A 20819-nucleotide genomic window follows, 5' to 3' on the forward strand; every position below is an offset into this window, starting at 1 on the left:
ACAGGTGTTAAATGCTAATTTATCACCATTAGAAATGACAAATTACATAGCAAAGATATAGGTATGTAAACTGTCGTATCGTTGTGAATTCGGAAGTTATTCGAGGCATTTTATGGAACTTGGTCCTTTTTCTTTAGGTACAACCTTAGCTTTCGGTCAGTTGATCGTTGTGGATGCAAATGGAAATGTGCGAGTGCTTCAACCTGGGGAGTCTCCTCTACCTGGTGAAATAACCATTAATAATAGCAATCCCGGCCAAGACAGCGATAATGCGGTACAAATATCCAGGGTTAATTCCGATGGTAGTAACGCAGATATAACCGATGATATTAATGAAATTTTTGCCGCATTAGAGCAAGGCCAAGATCCAACCCAGTTAGGTGATGAACTTGCCACTGCAGCAGGTGAATCGAACGGTTCAAGCCCGACGGGTTCAGTCAGCATCGCTCGCGACGCTTTGGAAACCATAGCCGCAACAGAATTCTCTACGTCAGCACTCACCGCGCTAGGCCTCTCTGAAACACAAAGTTTAACGTTATTAGAAGGCTATTCTCAAAGCACTTTAGGGTCAATTGTGACGGGCACCAATGGTGCGAACGACGGCGCGAAAATCACAGGCGATGATAGCGGCAGCGTGACCGAAGACGCGGCGGATAACACCGCGACGGGCACCTTGCTCGCAAGCGACGTGGACAACACCGACAACGAGTTCCAGGCGCAAACCGATGCGGCGGGCCAGTACGGCACGTTCAGTGTGGATGCGAACGGCAAGTGGACCTACGTGCTGGATAACAGCAACGAGAAGGTCGACGCGTTGAACGAGAACCAGACTCTGACTGAAACCTTCACGGTCCAATCGGTGGATGGCACGCCGCACACCGTGACCATCACCATCAATGGTGCGAACGACGGCGCGAAAATCACAGGCGATGATAGCGGCAGCGTGACCGAAGACGCGGCGGATAACACCGCGACGGGCACCTTGCTCGCAAGCGACGTGGACAACACCGACAACGAGTTCCAGGCGCAAACCGATGCGGCGGGCCAGTACGGCACGTTCAGTGTGGATGCGAACGGCAAGTGGACCTACGTGCTGGATAACAGCAACGAGAAGGTCGACGCGTTGAACGAGAACCAGACTCTGACTGAAACCTTCACGGTGACGTCGGTAGACGGCACGCCGCACACCGTGACCGTGACCATCACGGGCACGAACGACAAAGCGGAAATCGCGGGTGATGATGCCGGAGCGGTGACGGAAGACGACCGCCAAGTGGTACTGAGCGACACAGGCACGCTGACCATCAGCGATGATGACACTGGCGAGAGCGTGTTCAAGACCGACGCGGCGAGCATCAAGGCGAGCGAAGGTGCGTTGGGCCGCTTAACCATCACGGAAACTGGCGTGTGGACGTACAACGTCGACAACGCGGACGTGAACTACCTGAAAGAAGGCGAGACGAAAGTTGAAACCTTCACGGTGACGTCGGTAGACGGCACGCCGCACACCGTGACCGTGACCATCACGGGCACGAACGACAAAGCGGAAATCGCGGGTGATGATGCCGGAGCGGTGACGGAAGACGACCGCCAAGTGGTACTGAGCGACACAGGCACGCTGACCATCAGCGATGATGACACTGGCGAGAGCGTGTTCAAGACCGACGCGGCGAGCATCAAGGCGAGCGAAGGTGCGTTGGGCCGCTTAACCATCACGGAAACTGGCGTGTGGACGTACAACGTCGACAACGCGGACGTGAACTACCTGAAAGAAGGCGAGACGAAAGTTGAAACCTTCACGGTGACGTCGGTAGACGGCACGCCGCACACCGTGACCGTGACCATCACGGGCACGAACGACAAAGCGGAAATCGCGGGTGATGATGCCGGAGCGGTGACGGAAGACGACCGCCAAGTGGTACTGAGCGACACAGGCACGCTGACCATCAGCGATGATGACACTGGCGAGAGCGTGTTCAAGACCGACGCGGCGAGCATCAAGGCGAGCGAAGGTGCGTTGGGCCGCTTAACCATCACGGAAACTGGCGTGTGGACGTACAACGTCGACAACGCGGACGTGAACTACCTGAAAGAAGGCGAGACGAAAGTTGAAACCTTCACGGTGACGTCGGTAGACGGCACGCCGCACACCGTGACCGTGACCATCACGGGCACGAACGACAAAGCGGAAATCGCGGGTGATGATGCCGGAGCGGTGACGGAAGACGACCGCCAAGTGGTACTGAGCGACACAGGCACGCTGACCATCAGCGATGATGACACTGGCGAGAGCGTGTTCAAGACCGACGCGGCGAGCATCACTGCAAGCGAAGGCGCGCTGGGCAGCCTGAGCATCACAGGAGGTGGCGTGTGGACCTACAACGTCGACAACAGCAAAGTTCAGTACTTGGGCAAAGACGAGACCAAGGAAGAGACCTTCACCGTGCAGAGTGTCGATGGCACACCGCACACCGTGACCATCATCATCACTGGGGTGAACGACGGCTCGGTACAAATCAGCGGCAGCGATGACGCGGGCGCGGTGACCGAAGACCTGAACGTGGTGAGCGGCCTGCTGAGCGACAGCGGCCAGCTGAAAATCAGCGACCTGGACGGCGATGAGGAAGTGGCGTTCAAGACCGACCCGGCCAGCATCACTGCAAGCGAAGGCGCGCTGGGCAGCCTGAGCATCACAGGAGGTGGCGTGTGGACCTACAACGTCGACAACAGCAAAGTTCAGTACTTGGGCAAAGACGAGACCAAGGAAGAGACCTTCACCGTGCAGAGTGTCGATGGCACACCGCACACCGTGACCATCATCATCACTGGGGTGAACGACGGCTCGGTACAAATCAGCGGCAGCGATGACGCGGGCGCGGTGACCGAAGACCTGAACGTGGTGAGCGGCCTGCTGAGCGACAGCGGCCAGCTGAAAATCAGCGACCTGGACGGCGATGAGGAAGTGGCGTTCAAGACCGACCCGGCCAGCATCACTGCAAGCGAAGGCGCGCTGGGCAGCCTGAGCATCACAGGAGGTGGCGTGTGGACCTACAACGTCGACAACAGCAAAGTTCAGTACTTGGGCAAAGACGAGACCAAGGAAGAGACCTTCACCGTGCAGAGTGTCGATGGCACACCGCACACCGTGACCATCATCATCACTGGGGTGAACGACGGCTCGGTACAAATCAGCGGCAGCGATGACGCGGGCGCGGTGACCGAAGACCTGAACGTGGTGAGCGGCCTGCTGAGCGACAGCGGCCAGCTGAAAATCAGCGACCTGGACGGCGATGAGGAAGTGGCGTTCAAGACCGACCCGGCCAGCATCACTGCAAGCGAAGGCGCGCTGGGCAGCCTGAGCATCACAGGAGGTGGCGTGTGGACCTACAACGTCGACAACAGCAAAGTTCAGTACTTGGGCAAAGACGAGACCAAGGAAGAGACCTTCACCGTGCAGAGTGTCGATGGCACACCGCACACCGTGACCATCATCATCACTGGGGTGAACGACGGCTCGGTACAAATCAGCGGCAGCGATGACGCGGGCGCGGTGACCGAAGACCTGAACGTGGTGAGCGGCCTGCTGAGCGACAGCGGCCAGCTGAAAATCAGCGACCTGGACGGCGATGAGGAAGTGGCGTTCAAGACCGACCCGGCCAGCATCACTGCAAGCGAAGGCGCGCTGGGCAGCCTGAGCATCACAGGAGGTGGCGTGTGGACCTACAACGTCGACAACAGCAAAGTTCAGTACTTGGGCAAAGACGAGACCAAGGAAGAGACCTTCACCGTGCAGAGTGTCGATGGCACACCGCACACCGTGACCATCATCATCACTGGGGTGAACGACGGCTCGGTACAAATCAGCGGCAGCGATGACGCGGGCGCGGTGACCGAAGACCTGAACGTGGTGAGCGGCCTGCTGAGCGACAGCGGCCAGCTGAAAATCAGCGACCTGGACGGCGATGAGGAAGTGGCGTTCAAGACCGACCCGGCCAGCATCACTGCAAGCGAAGGCGCGCTGGGCAGCCTGAGCATCACAGGAGGTGGCGTGTGGACCTACAACGTCGACAACAGCAAAGTTCAGTACTTGGGCAAAGACGAGACCAAGGAAGAGACCTTCACCGTGCAGAGTGTCGATGGCACACCGCACACCGTGACCATCATCATCACTGGGGTGAACGACGGCTCGGTACAAATCAGCGGCAGCGATGACGCGGGCGCGGTGACCGAAGACCTGAACGTGGTGAGCGGCCTGCTGAGCGACAGCGGCCAGCTGAAAATCAGCGACCTGGACGGCGATGAGGAAGTGGCGTTCAAGACCGACCCGGCCAGCATCACTGCAAGCGAAGGCGCGCTGGGCAGCCTGAGCATCACAGGAGGTGGCGTGTGGACCTACAACGTCGACAACAGCAAAGTTCAGTACTTGGGCAAAGACGAGACCAAGGAAGAGACCTTCACCGTGCAGAGTGTCGATGGCACACCGCACACCGTGACCATCATCATCACTGGGGTGAACGACGGCTCGGTACAAATCAGCGGCAGCGATGACGCGGGCGCGGTGACCGAAGACCTGAACGTGGTGAGCGGCCTGCTGAGCGACAGCGGCCAGCTGAAAATCAGCGACCTGGACGGCGATGAGGAAGTGGCGTTCAAGACCGACCCGGCCAGCATCACTGCAAGCGAAGGCGCGCTGGGCAGCCTGAGCATCACAGGAGGTGGCGTGTGGACCTACAACGTCGACAACAGCAAAGTTCAGTACTTGGGCAAAGACGAGACCAAGGAAGAGACCTTCACCGTGCAGAGTGTCGATGGCACACCGCACACCGTGACCATCATCATCACTGGGGTGAACGACGGCTCGGTACAAATCAGCGGCAGCGATGACGCGGGCGCGGTGACCGAAGACCTGAACGTGGTGAGCGGCCTGCTGAGCGACAGCGGCCAGCTGAAAATCAGCGACCTGGACGGCGATGAGGAAGTGGCGTTCAAGACCGACCCGGCCAGCATCACTGCAAGCGAAGGCGCGCTGGGCAGCCTGAGCATCACAGGAGGTGGCGTGTGGACCTACAACGTCGACAACAGCAAAGTTCAGTACTTGGGCAAAGACGAGACCAAGGAAGAGACCTTCACCGTGCAGAGTGTCGATGGCACACCGCACACCGTGACCATCATCATCACTGGGGTGAACGACGGCTCGGTACAAATCAGCGGCAGCGATGACGCGGGCGCGGTGACCGAAGACCTGAACGTGGTGAGCGGCCTGCTGAGCGACAGCGGCCAGCTGAAAATCAGCGACCTGGACGGCGATGAGGAAGTGGCGTTCAAGACCGACCCGGCCAGCATCACTGCAAGCGAAGGCGCGCTGGGCAGCCTGAGCATCACAGGAGGTGGCGTGTGGACCTACAACGTCGACAACAGCAAAGTTCAGTACTTGGGCAAAGACGAGACCAAGGAAGAGACCTTCACCGTGCAGAGTGTCGATGGCACACCGCACACCGTGACCATCATCATCACTGGGGTGAACGACGGCTCGGTACAAATCAGCGGCAGCGATGACGCGGGCGCGGTGACCGAAGACCTGAACGTGGTGAGCGGCCTGCTGAGCGACAGCGGCCAGCTGAAAATCAGCGACCTGGACGGCGATGAGGAAGTGGCGTTCAAGACCGACCCGGCCAGCATCACTGCAAGCGAAGGCGCGCTGGGCAGCCTGAGCATCACAGGAGGTGGCGTGTGGACCTACAACGTCGACAACAGCAAAGTTCAGTACTTGGGCAAAGACGAGACCAAGGAAGAGACCTTCACCGTGCAGAGTGTCGATGGCACACCGCACACCGTGACCATCATCATCACTGGGGTGAACGACGGCTCGGTACAAATCAGCGGCAGCGATGACGCGGGCGCGGTGACCGAAGACCTGAACGTGGTGAGCGGCCTGCTGAGCGACAGCGGCCAGCTGAAAATCAGCGACCTGGACGGCGATGAGGAAGTGGCGTTCAAGACCGACCCGGCCAGCATCACTGCAAGCGAAGGCGCGCTGGGCAGCCTGAGCATCACAGGAGGTGGCGTGTGGACCTACAACGTCGACAACAGCAAAGTTCAGTACTTGGGCAAAGACGAGACCAAGGAAGAGACCTTCACCGTGCAGAGTGTCGATGGCACACCGCACACCGTGACCATCATCATCACTGGGGTGAACGACGGCTCGGTACAAATCAGCGGCAGCGATGACGCGGGCGCGGTGACCGAAGACCTGAACGTGGTGAGCGGCCTGCTGAGCGACAGCGGCCAGCTGAAAATCAGCGACCTGGACGGCGATGAGGAAGTGGCGTTCAAGACCGACCCGGCCAGCATCACTGCAAGCGAAGGCGCGCTGGGCAGCCTGAGCATCACAGGAGGTGGCGTGTGGACCTACAACGTCGACAACAGCAAAGTTCAGTACTTGGGCAAAGACGAGACCAAGGAAGAGACCTTCACCGTGCAGAGTGTCGATGGCACACCGCACACCGTGACCGTGACCATCACCGGCACCAACGATGCGTCGAGCATCGCAATCTCAAGCATTGCTCCTCTCTCCGAGGAAGGCTTATCTGGTGGGCTTCAAGATGATATTGGATCCTCAGATACAAGCGACGCAATTAAGGCATCTGGCACCATCACAATTGATGATGTAGATAGCGACTTTGTAGGGATCACTCTTTCGGGCCCGGAGGGCATCACGTCGGGAGGTATGGAAGTCGTTTGGGAATGGGATGCTCAAAATCACAAGCTGATAGGGTCTACATCTGGGAGTGATTCTAAATCCGTTATTGAAATCGAGCTTACTGCTCCTAATGCTAGTGGCAAGGGCGAGTGGAACTATACAGTCACTTTACTCAACCCTGTCGACCATCCAGATGGCTCCCAAGAAGATACACTGAGTTTAGATCTCGGCGTATTTGTTTCAGATGGACAAGCCACAACGGAAAGCAAACTATCGATCATCATTGAAGATGATGCACCCAGCGATCATGTGATGGAACCAGTTGCTGTCACAGTCACTGACATTCCTGATGTGTTAATTGGCCAGTTTGATCTAACGAGTTACCGTGGTAATAGGACTACGATTGACGGTGGTCAATTTACTATTACTGCAAAAGGCTTCTCTTCAGCTTTATCGTCCACTTTGGTTAGTGCAAATATTAATGGTGACAGCGAAGGTATAGGCGTTAGTAGTAAGGGTTCTCCGTACCATAATCTTGCTAATGAAGTTGATTTTCGGAAGTTTTCAGATGGCAGTTCTGCATCCGAAGAGTTGGTTATTAAACTCGATCCTAACACGGTAGCTTATGGTGCGAAAATTGAGTTTAGTAAAATGTTTGGTGGTGAGCGTGAAAGTGGGATTGTTGAGTTTTGGCGAGATGGAAAGCTGATTGCAACTCAAAGTTTTACCTCTGATGAAAACAGTGGAGATTACGCTAAAGACTTTTCTGTACAGCAGGGTGGTTTTGATACGATGGTTATCAAAGCTACTGACAATGGTAACTCGTTTAATCATAAAGATAATAGTGACTTTACCGTTAAAAATATCGAGTTTCTTGGTGCGGATGCGCCGCAGCCAATTGCTTATGGTTCTGGTGTCGTTGAACCGCTATGGGGGGCCGATGGTCGAGGGGCACTGCAATTAGTTGGCCTAGATGAGTCTGCGACACTCAAAACGGTTACTGGCTCTGATATTACTGTTGAATTAGTAGGGGCAAATACTCTTACTGGTAAAGATGCAGAAGGGCATTTAGTCTTCAAACTCGAGTTTACACCGACAACGGGAAAATGGGAGTTTTACCAGTATCAAAATATACAATCGCCGGTAGGTGATGGAGATATTGATTTCCAAGTGAAAGTTACTGATGCCGATGGTGACAGTGCTGTGCTTGGTTTTGCGGTCAAGCCTGTGTCTCCGCCTGTTATTGGTGAATTGACGCTCAATGTTTCTGAAGAAGGCTTACAAGGCGGTATAGCAGATGACGCATCCGTCACTGGTTCACAAGATACGACTAACCAAGCTTCAGCTGATGGGCAGTTAAGTCTTTCCAACGTTACTCAATTGTCCATTGGTCTACCGAGTGATCAATACACATCTAATGGTGTTGCAATCACTTGGTCATTATCGTCAGATAAACAGATGCTCACTGGTTCTGCAAATGGTATTAAGGTTGTCGAGTTTGCGTTAGATGATCAAGGTAAAGTAAATAGTGTGTTACACGCACCTATTGATCATCCAGATAAGGCAGGTGAAGATCATTTAGCTATCGAGATCCCACTTGAAGCGGAAAATGCGGCAGGAGCAATCGGTACTGGCGTTGTTACTCTCGTCATTGAAGATGATGCGCCGCTAGCAAGAGACATTTTGCATGTCTTAGAATCGGAGACTAGACAAGGCGCCAATGTTCAGTTGATTTTAGACGTGTCGGGTTCTATGGCTTGGGAGGCTGGCAACGGTAAAACTCGTCTTCAAGTGATGAAAGAATCAGCGGTACAGTTATTAGATCAATATCAAGCTATTGGTCAGACTCAGGTCCAATTGCTGTTATTTAATGCAACAGCTTCTCCTTACCATAATGGTTCCTCTTACTGGATGACGGTTGAACAAGCCAAAAACTACATAATGGGCCTAACGGCTCATGGAGGGACAGATTATGACCACGCTATTGAATTGGCACAGAATCAATGGTCTGGTCTCGGTTATGGTGGGCCATTAAGTGGCGCTAGCAATGTGAGTTATTTCTTATCTGATGGTGTACCCGAAGGATACGATTGGAAAAATGGTGTGAAAAACTTTAACACCATAGAGAAAGATGAGCTTGATAGTTGGGTTAGTCATTTACAAGAAAATAAAATCACCTCTCTTGCTTATGGTATGGGGAATAATGTTCCGCAAGGAGAATTAGATAAGGTTGCTTATGACGGCCATTTAAATGTAGATACAGGCTCTATAGTAGTGTCTGACGTGACTCAGCTTCCCCCTATTTTATTACAATCTGTCATTCAACCTATCGGCGGGAATATTCTTGTACCTGTTGATGGTTATGGGATGGGAGCTGATGGGGGAGTGATAGCGAGTATTACTATCAACGATGTTACCTATTTATTCGATGGTCAATCGATATCAGTTGCGGGGAAATCTTCAGCTCTGACTCATGGTTTTGATCCTGCAACCAATACTTTGTCAATTTATATTAATGATAAGCACTCGTTAATTATTGATTTAGATGATGGCAGTTACCAGTTCTTTGGGGCAACTATTTCATCGGATACCCAATTGGTTTTCGACTATACATTAAAAGATAACGATGGTGATACAAGCTCAAGTTCACTAACATTTGTTGTTGGGCATGACATTAAAGCTGAAGGAAATAGCATTGATTCGATACAGCTATACGATTCCACTACGTCAAATCAAAAAGTGCAGTGGTCAACATCGGGTGTCGGTTCATCGTCGGTGACTTATCACGATCATGCTGAAAAAGGTTTAGTCGTGGATGTAGGCGATGGTGGTGATTATGTCTATCTCGGAAAAGGAGATGACATTATTTATCTTGGTGATAGTCATGTTGACGGCTTGGATAACCATACACAGGCTCATCTAAAAGAGATGGCGGCTTCCGATCTTTTGGATCGTTTTGGGACTGGGCTTGATGGCTCTTGGCTACAAGATGCCAATAACGAAGACAGCGCACTCAATATCCCCGGAGCTAGTAATGCTTACGTCGATATAGCTCATGGTGGTGGTGGCGATGATCGTATATTCGGCCAAGGAGGTACAGATCTTCTCTTTGGAGGCTCGGGTAATGACCATATCTACGGTGGCGAAGGGAACGATGGCCTTCGCGGTGGTACTGGTAATGATATTCTAGATGGTGGTGCTGGGAATGATGTTCTAATTGGCGGCTTAGGCAATGATATCCTTACTGGTGGTGATGGTGCAGATATCTTTAAATGGGTTGAGATGGAAACTGCGACTGACCATGTTACAGACTTCAATCGTTCTGAAGGGGATTCTTTAGATTTCTCTGATTTGTTCGAAGACATGTCTAAAGACGAAATCACAGTATTACTTGATGGGCTGAGTAGTGCAGATCATCAAGGTTTTGTGGACGGTGTGTCTATTCGTGTGACAGGAAATGAACATGAATCGCACCTAACGATTGTCAAATCAGGTCAAACATTGACCGTGGACTTTGATGGCGCGTCAGCTGCGGATATCACCAGTAGCTTGATGGATAATCTAAACCATTTAAAGGACTAAAATAACGACAACCGGAGCTTGATTAGAGCTCCGGTTTTTCTTGCTGCCTATAAAATACGGCTTACAACACCTTACAGGCGAACCCTTTTAGATAAAACCCTTCAGGGTAGGCTGAATCTGTTAAGTGGTCAGCGGCTTGCTCGAACCTTTCAACAAATTTAACGCTACGACCGGCATCGAGCGCCGCATCTGCAATGATTTTTTGGAAGAGATCGGTGCCCATAAGACCAGAGCATGAATAAGTGAGTAAGGTGCCACCCGGTTTTAAAATTTGCATTGCTAACATATTGATGTCTTTATAACCATTTGCACCGGAGGTCAGGTTATTTTTACTCGAGACAAACTTAGGTGGATCCATGATCACCACATCAAACAGCGTTCCTTGATCACGGTATTCTCGCAATAATTTAAAAACATCGGCATTTAAAAATACAGCACGTTTTTTGGAGATATCGAATTGATTGATCTCTGCATTGTATTTGGCGGTATCTAATGCAGGTTGTGAGACGTCGGCGTTAATTACGCGTTTGGCACCGCCTTTAAGAGCGTACAGACCGAAGCCTCCGGTATAACAAAAGCAGTTAAGGACATCTTTATCCTTCACATATTTTATTGATTTCTGGCGGCTGTCACGTTGGTCTAGATAAAAGCCTGTTTTGTGTCCACCAACAATATCGACGCTAATTTTTACGCCATTTTCTTCGATAATGACTGATTGTGGCGGCTCATCGCCATGCAGCACGCCCATGCGTTCTTCCAAACCTTCTTTTTTACGAACGGCAGCATCTGAACGTTCGTAAACATGGCACTCTGGGAAAACGATTGTCAGCGCTTTAACAATATTCGTTTTATGATATTCAGCCCCTGCGCTAAGCAGTTGGCATACTAGATAATCTTGATACTTATCGATAGTAATACCCGGCAACCCATCTGATTCTGCTGCAATCAGCCTAAAGCCTGTAAGACCATCTCGTTCAATAATCTCCTGGCGAACTAACAGTGCATCTTCGAGCCGTTTCACAAAAAAATCGACATTGATCTCCTGCTTCTCAAAGCTCCAGACGCGAGCTCGAATTTGAGACGTAGGGGAATAGGCTGCTTTTGCTAACCACTGATTATCATGAGTATAAACGTCGACGGTCTCTCCAAGGCGAGGCTCACCTTCTACCTTGCTTATCCCTCGGGAAAAAACCCATGGATGTTTACGGCGCAAAGATTTTTCACGGCCTTTAACTAGATAGATTGCAGCTGTCATACATTACTCGATGAATATTCAAAATGGGGGCGTATTTTCATAGAAAAGGTAATGGAAAGCAAACAAAGAGCGAGCGTCAAACGTAAATAAAGGAAATTGTTTGGGGAGAGTGTCTATGGGATGTACATCAAATTAACCCATTGCCATTTCTTTCATTATGGTGAAGACGCATTTTAGTAGATAAATGATTGAGTATTTAAACATAGAGAGGGATCCAAATGGCTCAACAGTGCGACAAGTTTATCGTGACAGGCAGGGTCCAAGGGGTTGGTTTTCGTTATCACACCGCTCATCAAGGACTAAAGCTAGGCTTAACAGGCTATGCCAAAAATTTATATAACGGCGAGGTTGAAGTTATCGCCATTGGGAATAGTGAAAATTTGGAGCAGTTTTATCAGTGGCTTCAACAAGGCCCCAAAACGGCGAAAGTAATGTCTGTGTCGCGTGAATCACTTCTTTCTTATACTGAAAAATATAGCGGATTCGAAATACTTTAAAAGTAGCAACGCTTTGTACTTTGTATGGTTAAGTTGCTTGGGGCTTAGTTTCGCACTACAAGCATTTGGCAGGTTTTGGTAACCCAGCAAGTTTAGTTGCTTGTTTGGCCGGGCCTTTTTTAAAGAGTTTGAATAGATATTTGCTATTGCCTTTTTCCGGACCATGCGCTTTTTCCATCGCTTTGACTAACATACGCACTGCGGGTGAAGTATTAAACTCTTCATAAAAGTGGCGCACGAACAAAATGACTTCTAGATGAGCGTCTGTTAACTCGATATCTTCCTGACTGGCCAGCGTCTGGATCATCCCTTCTTCCCATTGGGTATGGTCTAGGAGGTAACCCTGAGAATCAGTTTCGACGGTTTTACCATTGTATTCAAACATCTTTATTACTCGATTAAAAATCCGCGTTTAGGGTAGCGTAGTGAATGTGTGATCTCAACTGTTTAGAAAGCAAAAAGCCCGCAAGCTGTGGCTTGCGGGCTCGTTTGGACAAAATGTCGACGTAAATTAGTCGTCGTTCATAATGCCTAGGATAGCCAATAAGCTTGTGAACAAGTTCAGGATATTTAGATACATTGAGATGGTAGCACTAATGTAGTTTGTCTCCTCACCTCGTACGATGCGGCTTGTGTCAAATAGGATAAAACCAGAAAACACGAGCGCCGCGATGCTGCTGATCGCTAGTTGACCAACGGTAGAGCCAACAAAAATATTAATAATCGCGGCAACGATGACAATAATTAGGCCTGCCATTAAAAAACTTCTCATGAATGAAAAGTCTTTTTTAGTCGTAATGGTATAAGCCGATAAGCCGATAAAAACAAGGCCAGTAAGACCGAGTGCCTGAGCAATAATGCTAGAGCCATTCGGGATTGCCGCATAGTGATTAAGCATTGGGCCCAGAGCTCCCCCCATTAATGTCGTGAACACAAATGTCCATACAATACCTGAAGAGGAGTTAATGGCTTTAGGCATAACGAAGAACAGAATACCGATTGCCCCCAATTGCATAGCGAGTGCCATGAATGGTGAAATCTGCATTGCCATTGTTGCCATCGCAGCAATAGCACTAGTGATAAGAGTCATTGAAAGCAAGAAGTAAGTATTCTTCAACACTTTATTGGTTTGTAGCGTGCTCTCTAAGCTAGCTGAGCGAGTAAACATAGGGCTGTTCATAATCTTCCTCGTAAGGGTTTATGTTTGTATGTACATTTATGGGGCTGAATGAGCTAAAAAGCAAGCCCTGTATCGTATTTGTTCTGTGTAAATTGTAATAAAAATAGTCAGTTAGATGTTAAGGAATGTGTAACACCATGTGTCTATGCATGTAAACAAAACGAGAGGTGATATTCACCTCTCGTTTTGTTCGTTGCGAATGTATTAATGATGAAGAATTTGAGAGAGAAAATTGCGCGTCCTATCAGATTGAGGGTTTTCAAAAAATTCAACAGGGTTATTTTCTTCAATGATCTCGCCGGCATCCATGAAAATAACGCGATCGGCGACTTCTTTTGCAAAACCCATTTCATGGGTAACACAAAGCATCGTCATGCCTTCTCCTGCGAGTTCAACCATAACATCTAATACTTCCCGTACCATTTCCGGGTCAAGTGCAGATGTTGGTTCATCAAATAACATAATCTGTGGGTTCATGCACAATGAGCGTGCAATCGCAACTCGTTGCTGCTGACCGCCAGAAAGTTGACCGGGATATTTGTCTGCTTGATCGGGAATCTTCACGCGTTCCAAGTACTTCATCGCAACCGCTTCAGCTTCTCCTTTAGGCATCTTTTTTACCCAAATTGGAGCGAGTGTACAGTTTTCTAACACGGTTAAATGCGGAAAAAGATTGAAATGTTGGAAACACATACCGACCTCGCGTCGCACGGCTTCGATATTTTTAAGATCTTCTGTCAGTTCGTTGCCCGCGACGACGATTTGTCCTTTTTGGTGCTCTTCCAAGCGGTTAATACAGCGAATCATGGTCGATTTCCCTGAGCCTGAAGGGCCACAAATAACGATCTTTTCGCCTTTTTTAACGGTAAGATTGATGTTCTTTAGTACATGAAATTCACCGTACCATTTATTCATATCATTAATCTGAATCATGATTTCTTCAGAAGGTGCGAGGTTGCGTTGCTGCGTCATAATACGTCCTTGATTTGTAGTTATCGTTTGTGACCAGTATGGAGTTTGTTTTCAAGCCATATCGAATATCTCGACATAGAAAAGCAGAACACCCAGAACACTAATGCGACAAATATATAACTTTCAGTAGAAAAGCCTAACCAATCCGGATCGGTATTGGCAGCTTGTCCAATACCGAGTACGTCAAACATCCCGATAATGAGCACTAAGCTGGTATCTTTAAATAAGCCAATGAAGGTATTAACGATAGAAGGGATCGTGATCTTCAGCGCTTGCGGTAAAATAATCAAACTGGCCTTTTTCCAGTAACTTAAACCTAACGCATCGGCGGCTTCATATTGACCTTTAGGTATCGCTTGTAAACCACCACGAACCACTTCTGCCATATAAGCTGAGCTGAACATGACCACCCCAATTAATGCCCTAACCAGTTTATCCGTTTCCGAGCCTTGCGAGAGGAACAGAGGAAGCATAACGGATGCCATAAACAAAACTGTAATCAGTGGTACTCCTCTCCACACCTCGATGTAAACGGTACATAGGCTGCGAATAATGGGCATCTCGGAACGCCGGCCCAACGCCAATACAACGCCAATCGGTAACGAAACAACAATCCCAACTAAGGCAATGATTAGCGTAACTAATAAGCCTCCCCACTTATGCGTTTCAACAACTTCGAGGCCGAAAAAGCCGCCATAGAGTAATGCCGCGATAAGAAATGGATAGATATTGACAAAAAACAACCAAATCCACGTTTTTTTCGGTGTATTTTCATAGGCGAGCAACGCACTAAAAATAGCAAGAGTGAAATAGAAGAGGCGAGGTCGCCAGAGCTCAGCTTCTGGATAAAATCCATACATAAACTGATCCCAGCGTACGCTAATAAACACCCAACACGCCCCCTCACGGGTGCAATCACTACGTTGTGTGCCCACCCAATCGGCATTAATAATCGCCCAATCGACAGTATGCCAAACAAGCCAGAAGGCGAAATACCCTAAGATCAGGGTAACGATGGAATTGAGTGCGTTATTAAAAAGATTTTTGCGCAGCCACCCAATGAAGCCAACGGTATTGGCTGGCGGTGGCAAGTTAGGCTGAAATTGATGTACTTTCATCTTATCTCTCCACCAAAGCCACTTTACGGTTATAGATATTCATTAATGCCGATGTCGTCAAACTGAGTGTGAGGTAAACACCCATAGTCATCGCAATAATTTCAATCGCTTGACCCGTTTGATTGAGCGTTGTGCCGGCAAAAACAGACACCAAATCAGGGTAGCCAATTGCCATCGCTAATGATGAGTTTTTGGTTAAGTTCAGATATTGGCTGGTGAGTGGTGGGATAATGATGCGCAGCGCTTGAGGAATGACCACGAGTTTTAATGTTTTTGAACGGGTTAATCCTAAAGACATGGCCGCTTCAGATTGACCATGGCTCACCGCATTAATGCCAGAACGGACAATTTCAGCAATGAATGCGGCCGTATAAATACTCAGTGCAATCAGCAGTGCGGCTAATTCTGGGATAATACTGATGCCACCTTGGAAGTTGAACCCTTGCAGTTGTGGATATTCTGCCGACACTGGACGGCCCATAGCAAAGTACACAATGACAGGAAGTAGAATGCACAAGATAGCCGCAATTCTACTCATAGGGGTCTGCTGACCTGTTAAACGTTGTTTGTTTCGAGCCCAAATGCCAATAATAAAGGTGGTTAGTAAGCCAGCAAGAAAGGCAATAAAGATAAATGTGCTGCCACTTTCAAAAATGGGAGCTGGGAAGAACAGACCACGTACATTGAGAAAAATAGAATCCCCTAACTGCATGCTTTGCCTAGGCGATGGTAGAGCCTGTAACACGGCAAAATACCAAAAGAAAATTTGCAGTAATAAAGGAATATTACGGAAGATCTCGATATAAACCGCAGCGAGTTGACTAACTAACCAGTTGGAAGAGAGACGAGCAATACCGATAAAAAATCCTAAAAGGGTAGCAAATACAATGCCGAGAAAGGAAACAAGCGCGGTATTGAGTAAACCTATGATAAAGGTCCGTCCATAACTGAAGGTTTCATCATATTCGATCAAAGTCAGTCCAATTCCAAAGCCAGCTTCTTGATCTAGGAAGTCAAACCCCGTGGCAATGCCTCGAGAACTTAAATTAGAAAGTGCATTGTTCACAATGGTGTAAAAGAAAAAAACCAGAACGAGAAGAGCAATAATTTGGAAGGTGACTGAACGAAAAGTAGGATTGTAGAACAAATTTGCGCTTTTAGCCGAGGGATATCCTGAGCCAGCCGCAATAGTTTTAGTAGGTTTCATACAACTATAACCTCAAATCCATTTTTCCAAATAGGCGGTTAAAACCGCCTATTTGGGACTGTGTGACTATTAACGAAGTGGTGGAGCGTACATAAAGCCGCCAGCATTCCACAACGCATTTGCACCTCGTGCGATTTGTAGGGGAGAACCTTTACCTACAGTGCGTTCAAAACTTTCACCATAGTTACCGACTTGTTTTACAATTTGGTATCCCCAATCATCGCGAATGCCCAAACCTTTACCTTTAGGGCCGTCCAGGCCAAGTATGCGTTTGATATTAGGATCGCTAGATTTAAGCATTTCATCTGCATTTTTTGAGGTAATACCGTACTCTTCTGCGTTAATCATGGCATTGAGAGTCCATTTCGCCACGTTAAACCACTTGTCATCATCTTGACGAACAACGGGCCCAAGTGGTTCTTTAGAAATGATTTCAGGTAATACAACTGCGACGTTAGGATCAGTTAAGTTCAAACGTAGCGCATATAAACCGGATTGGTCGGTTGTTAGAGCATCACAACGGCCTGCGTCGAAGCCTTTTGAGGTTTGCGCTGCAGTATCGAATACCACAGGTTTGTATTTCATGCCCGTGTTGCGGAAGTAGTCCGCTAAGTTCAACTCAGTAGTTGTACCGGATTGGACACAAATCGATGCACCATCGAGCTCTTCTGCACTTTTCACTCCTAGATCTTTTTTCACCATGAACCCTTGACCGTCATAATAGTTTACGCCGACAAAATTAAGGCCAAGTGCTGCGTCGCGTTGGAGCGTCCAGGTTGTATTACGTGAAAGAACATCGATTTCACCTGATTGGAGGGCGGTAAAGCGTTCTTTTGCTGTCAGTGGAACATATTTTACTTTCGATTTGTCACCAAGAACTGCTGCGGCAAGAGCCTGGCAATACTCAACATCAATACCTTCCCATTCTCCTTTTGAGTTTGGGTTGGAAAAGCCTGGTAGACCAGTGCTCACACCACAAGTAATAAAACCTTGCGAAAGTACTTTATCTAAAGTGCTATCTGCTGCTGAAGCTGTCGTCGCCATGATGGCAGTAGAAGCTGCTACAGCAGAAGCAAGAACAGTGAGTTTATTCGCCATTTGTATCCTTCCTGTATGATCAATGTTAAACCAGGTAACACCTGATACAACGTACTAAAAATGTTGTCGTGTAGCTTTCTAAGTTGTATTTGCATGCAATCGCACATTTACAAATCAACTATTTATAAGCCTAGGTAATGATTTGTATTTTCTCCAATTAGTCATTTGAAAGATTTTTGATTAGATTCACAAACCTAGGCTGCAGCTAGAATGAACAAATGTTGAATAATTGTAAACAGTGCAGCCGTGTTCAACTGTGGGGCAACAGAATAGAAGCAGCATGTTTTTATTTTAACGTAAAATTAACAATTGTATCATTAGCGTATTCTCGGGATTTTAAACTGACTAATGATGAAAATTTGGTTGATAATTATTTAGCTATATTTAATTAGTGTCGCAGATGCCCTATTTTTGGTAGCATCAAACGAATAGTTATCTAGATTATTCATGGAATGAAATGCAGTATTTTCCTCTGTTTTTGAATTTATCGGGCAAACCAGTATTGGTTGTAGGGGGAGGCGAAGTCGCCTGTCGAAAAGTAGAAGCATTGATTCGAGCTGGGGCTCAAGTCACCGTCGTATCACCTAAGATTGAACGTTATCTTTTGGAGCTGGTAGAGCAGAATCGTTGTCAATGGGTTCAAAACTTTTATTCATCAGAACTATTAACCAAGGAGTACTGGCAAGTATGGGCCACAACGGATAATCCGTCGCTTAACCACCAAGTGCATAAAGATGCAAGAAAGATAGGTGTTTTGGTCAATGTTGTCGATGATCAACCATACTGTGATTTTATTACGCCATCGATGGTCAATCGTGGACGAATTCAGATCGCAATATCCAGTGGTGGTGCATCGCCAGTGTTGGTGAGAAATATCCGAGAAACATTGGAAGCGGTTCTTCCGCAAAATCTCTCGTTGCTTGCTGATTTCGCTGCTTCTAAGAGAAACTCAATTAAACAATCACTCAATTCTGTCAGTGATAGAAGAAAGTTTTGGGAAGCCTTTTTAAGTGATTCCAAAACAGAAAATGCAGTAAGCCGTGAAGAATTAGAGCGTTTATACCAACAAGCTCTCTTAGTGCCTATAGAAGAATCAGCACAATGTACATGGATAAGCTGTAGCGATGATGTTGAAATGCTACCGATCAAAGCGCTACGCTACATGCAAAGGGCAGAGGTGGTTTTTTATGAACAACATTCTCCTTTTGAATTGATTGATCTTGTTCGCCGTGATGCTGAAAGGGAAAGTTTTAAGAATGCCGCGCAACTTGCAGAAAAGCTTGAGCAAGCAAAGTCTGATTGCAAAAGAATATGTATTTTATTGCCTAGAAACACAACAGAGTACGCTTTGCTTGTGGGGAAAGACTTAATGTTGTAAGACGTTGGGTATTCATTCACCCAAGTTAGAGGGAATAAATGGATTCATTATGATAATCACTATCAGCGATTAAAAAGCCACCAGGTCGTGGTGGCTTCGGTGTCTTATTCGTGGTATTAGTCTCGAAAATTGTCATACTGGAATGGCTGGCCCATATCCGATTCACGCATGAGAGCGATCACTGATTGTAAATCATCTCTCTTTTTACCTGTTACTCTTACTTTCTCACCTTGAATAGATGCTTGGACTTTGAGCTTGGCATCCTTAATGGCTTTCACCACTTTCTTGGAGGTTAACGGGTCCAGTCCTTGTTTAAATTGGACATCTTTAAACCAGCGCTTGCCGGAATGTACGGAATCTTTTGCTTCCATCGCTTTGGCATCAACACCTCGTTTAGCGAGGTTACCACGTAAAATATCCATCATTTGACCTAGTTGAAAATCATCTTCTGCAGACAGTTTTACAACTTCATCTTTGAGTTCAAATCCCGCTTCTACATTACGAAAATCAAAACGAGTAGAAAGCTCTCGGTTTGCATTATCGACAGCATTACGAAGTTCAACAGTATCGACTTCTGAAACGATATCAAAAGAAGGCATGGTGTTTCCTTATCTATTGCTTAGTATTTACTTTAAGTTACGGCGGTCAGTGATCGCTTGTGCCAGCATATCCAGCATAGTTGCTGTGTCATCCCATCCTAAGCATGGATCGGTAATCGATTGGCCATAGGTGAGATTATTCAAGTCATGCATTGGCTGGTTACCTTCGATAATGAAGCTTTCAGCCATAATTCCAGCAACGAAATCCTTCCCTGCACGTATTTGTTTGCAGATGTCGGTAGCTACCTCTATCTGTTTTCTATGCTGCTTTTGGCAATTCGCGTGGCTAAAATCTACGATGAGGCGTGGGGCTAAGCCGAATTCGATCAGTTGCTCGCAGGCTGCAGATACGGAGTCAGCGTCATAGTTTGTCCCTGTATCACCACCGCGTAAAATAACATGGCCAAAGGGGTTACCACTGGTACGATAAACGGTCATACGGCCATTTTTATCCGGTGAGTAAAAGTAATGCGATGCTTGGGCCGCACGAATGGCATCAATAGCAATTTTGATGTTGCCATTCGTGCCATTTTTAAAACCGACAGGGCACGACAGTGCAGACGCCATTTCTCGGTGTATCTGAGATTCCGTAGTACGCGCACCAATAGCTCCCCACGTGATGAGATCTGCGATGTATTGCCCGGTGATCATGTCTAAAAATTCAGTCGCAGTAGCAAGGCCTAGCTTGTTGATATCTAATAATAATTTTCGTGCTTTATTGAGCCCTGTTTCCAGTGCATATGAACCATCCAGATTGGGATCCGTAATCAAACCTTTCCAGCCCACAACGGTGCGTGGTTTCTCGAAATAGGTACGCATGACGATAAACAGTTCATTTTTATATTGGTCTTGGATCGCACTCAAACGTTGAGCGTAATCCATTGCGGCTTCAGTGTCGTGTACTGAACACGGACCGACAATGACTAACAAGCGATCATCGTGACCAGTCAGAATATTTTCAATTTGACGGCGTGAGTTTGCGATGCGCTCTGCTACGTCGTCTGTGATCGGATGCGCATTTCCAAGCTCTGCCGGAGTCGGCATTGGGCCCAAGGCTTGAGTTCTTAATTCATCTGTTTTTAATGGCATGGTAAAGCCTGTACTCTTATTGCGAAGCGGTAAAGATAACGGAATTGGCAATAGGAATAAACTCCAAAACGGAAAACTTATTGCTTATCATCTGCAAGATGAAATTTTATTCATAAATTCATCATAAATATTTACTTTTACTTG

The 20819-nt window shown here is 47.9% G+C and carries 12 protein-coding genes; 3 read left to right on the forward strand and 9 right to left on the reverse strand.

Annotation, left to right across the window (positions count from 1 at the left end; all coding sequences use genetic code 11):
• Window positions 1-112 precede the first annotated feature (112 nt).
• Complete coding sequence (locus CCZ37_RS19625; RefSeq protein WP_167372391.1) at window positions 113-10282, forward strand: VCBS domain-containing protein; 10170 nt, start codon at window positions 113-115, stop codon at window positions 10280-10282.
• Window positions 10283-10343: 61 nt separating this feature from the next.
• Here the strand turns inward: CCZ37_RS19625 and CCZ37_RS06205 are convergent, their stop codons facing one another.
• Complete coding sequence (locus CCZ37_RS06205; RefSeq protein WP_094500038.1) at window positions 10344-11537, reverse strand: class I SAM-dependent methyltransferase; 1194 nt, start codon at window positions 11535-11537, stop codon at window positions 10344-10346.
• Between the two features lie 218 nt (window positions 11538-11755).
• On the opposite strand from CCZ37_RS06205, the gene yccX reads away from it, so the two are divergent.
• Complete coding sequence (gene yccX / locus CCZ37_RS06210) at window positions 11756-12034, forward strand: acylphosphatase (RefSeq protein WP_094500039.1); 279 nt, start codon at window positions 11756-11758, stop codon at window positions 12032-12034.
• A gap of 55 nt (window positions 12035-12089) precedes the next feature.
• On the opposite strand, the gene CCZ37_RS06215 is transcribed toward yccX, so the two are convergent.
• The 6 genes from CCZ37_RS06215 to CCZ37_RS06240 form a co-directional block, all read right to left on the reverse strand.
• Complete coding sequence (locus CCZ37_RS06215) at window positions 12090-12419, reverse strand: TusE/DsrC/DsvC family sulfur relay protein (protein ID WP_017041982.1); 330 nt, start codon at window positions 12417-12419, stop codon at window positions 12090-12092.
• A 126-nt stretch (window positions 12420-12545) separates the two neighbouring features.
• Window positions 12546-13214, reverse strand: a complete 669-nt coding sequence (locus tag CCZ37_RS06220; RefSeq protein WP_094500040.1) for a Bax inhibitor-1 family protein — start codon at window positions 13212-13214, stop codon at window positions 12546-12548.
• A 204-nt stretch (window positions 13215-13418) separates the two neighbouring features.
• Window positions 13419-14186: an amino acid ABC transporter ATP-binding protein gene (locus CCZ37_RS06225; RefSeq protein ID WP_013856933.1), complete on the reverse strand. Its 768-nt coding sequence runs from the start codon at window positions 14184-14186 to the stop codon at window positions 13419-13421.
• 20 nt (window positions 14187-14206) lie between these two features.
• Complete coding sequence (locus CCZ37_RS06230) at window positions 14207-15304, reverse strand: amino acid ABC transporter permease (protein WP_094500041.1); 1098 nt, start codon at window positions 15302-15304, stop codon at window positions 14207-14209.
• Window position 15305: 1 nt separating this feature from the next.
• Window positions 15306-16511 carry an amino acid ABC transporter permease gene (locus CCZ37_RS06235; RefSeq protein ID WP_094500042.1) on the reverse strand — a complete coding sequence of 402 codons (1206 nt, stop codon included), beginning with the start codon at window positions 16509-16511 and terminating at the stop codon, window positions 15306-15308.
• Window positions 16512-16580: 69 nt separating this feature from the next.
• Window positions 16581-17609: an amino acid ABC transporter substrate-binding protein gene (locus CCZ37_RS06240; protein ID WP_010319063.1), complete on the reverse strand. Its 1029-nt coding sequence runs from the start codon at window positions 17607-17609 to the stop codon at window positions 16581-16583.
• 457 nt (window positions 17610-18066) lie between these two features.
• Here CCZ37_RS06240 and CCZ37_RS06245 point away from each other — a divergent pair, with 457 nt between their 5' ends.
• Complete coding sequence (locus tag CCZ37_RS06245; protein ID WP_094500043.1) at window positions 18067-18987, forward strand: precorrin-2 dehydrogenase/sirohydrochlorin ferrochelatase family protein; 921 nt, start codon at window positions 18067-18069, stop codon at window positions 18985-18987.
• Window positions 18988-19103: 116 nt separating this feature from the next.
• On the opposite strand, the gene CCZ37_RS06250 is transcribed toward CCZ37_RS06245, so the two are convergent.
• Window positions 19104-19586, reverse strand: a complete 483-nt coding sequence (locus CCZ37_RS06250; protein ID WP_010319065.1) for a YajQ family cyclic di-GMP-binding protein — start codon at window positions 19584-19586, stop codon at window positions 19104-19106.
• A 27-nt stretch (window positions 19587-19613) separates the two neighbouring features.
• Complete coding sequence (locus CCZ37_RS06255; protein ID WP_094500044.1) at window positions 19614-20675, reverse strand: 3-deoxy-7-phosphoheptulonate synthase; 1062 nt, start codon at window positions 20673-20675, stop codon at window positions 19614-19616.
• Window positions 20676-20819: the final 144 nt, after the last annotated feature.

The organism is Vibrio qinghaiensis, from assembly GCF_002257545.1.
Classification (GTDB): Bacteria; Pseudomonadota; Gammaproteobacteria; order Enterobacterales; family Vibrionaceae; genus Vibrio; species Vibrio ordalii.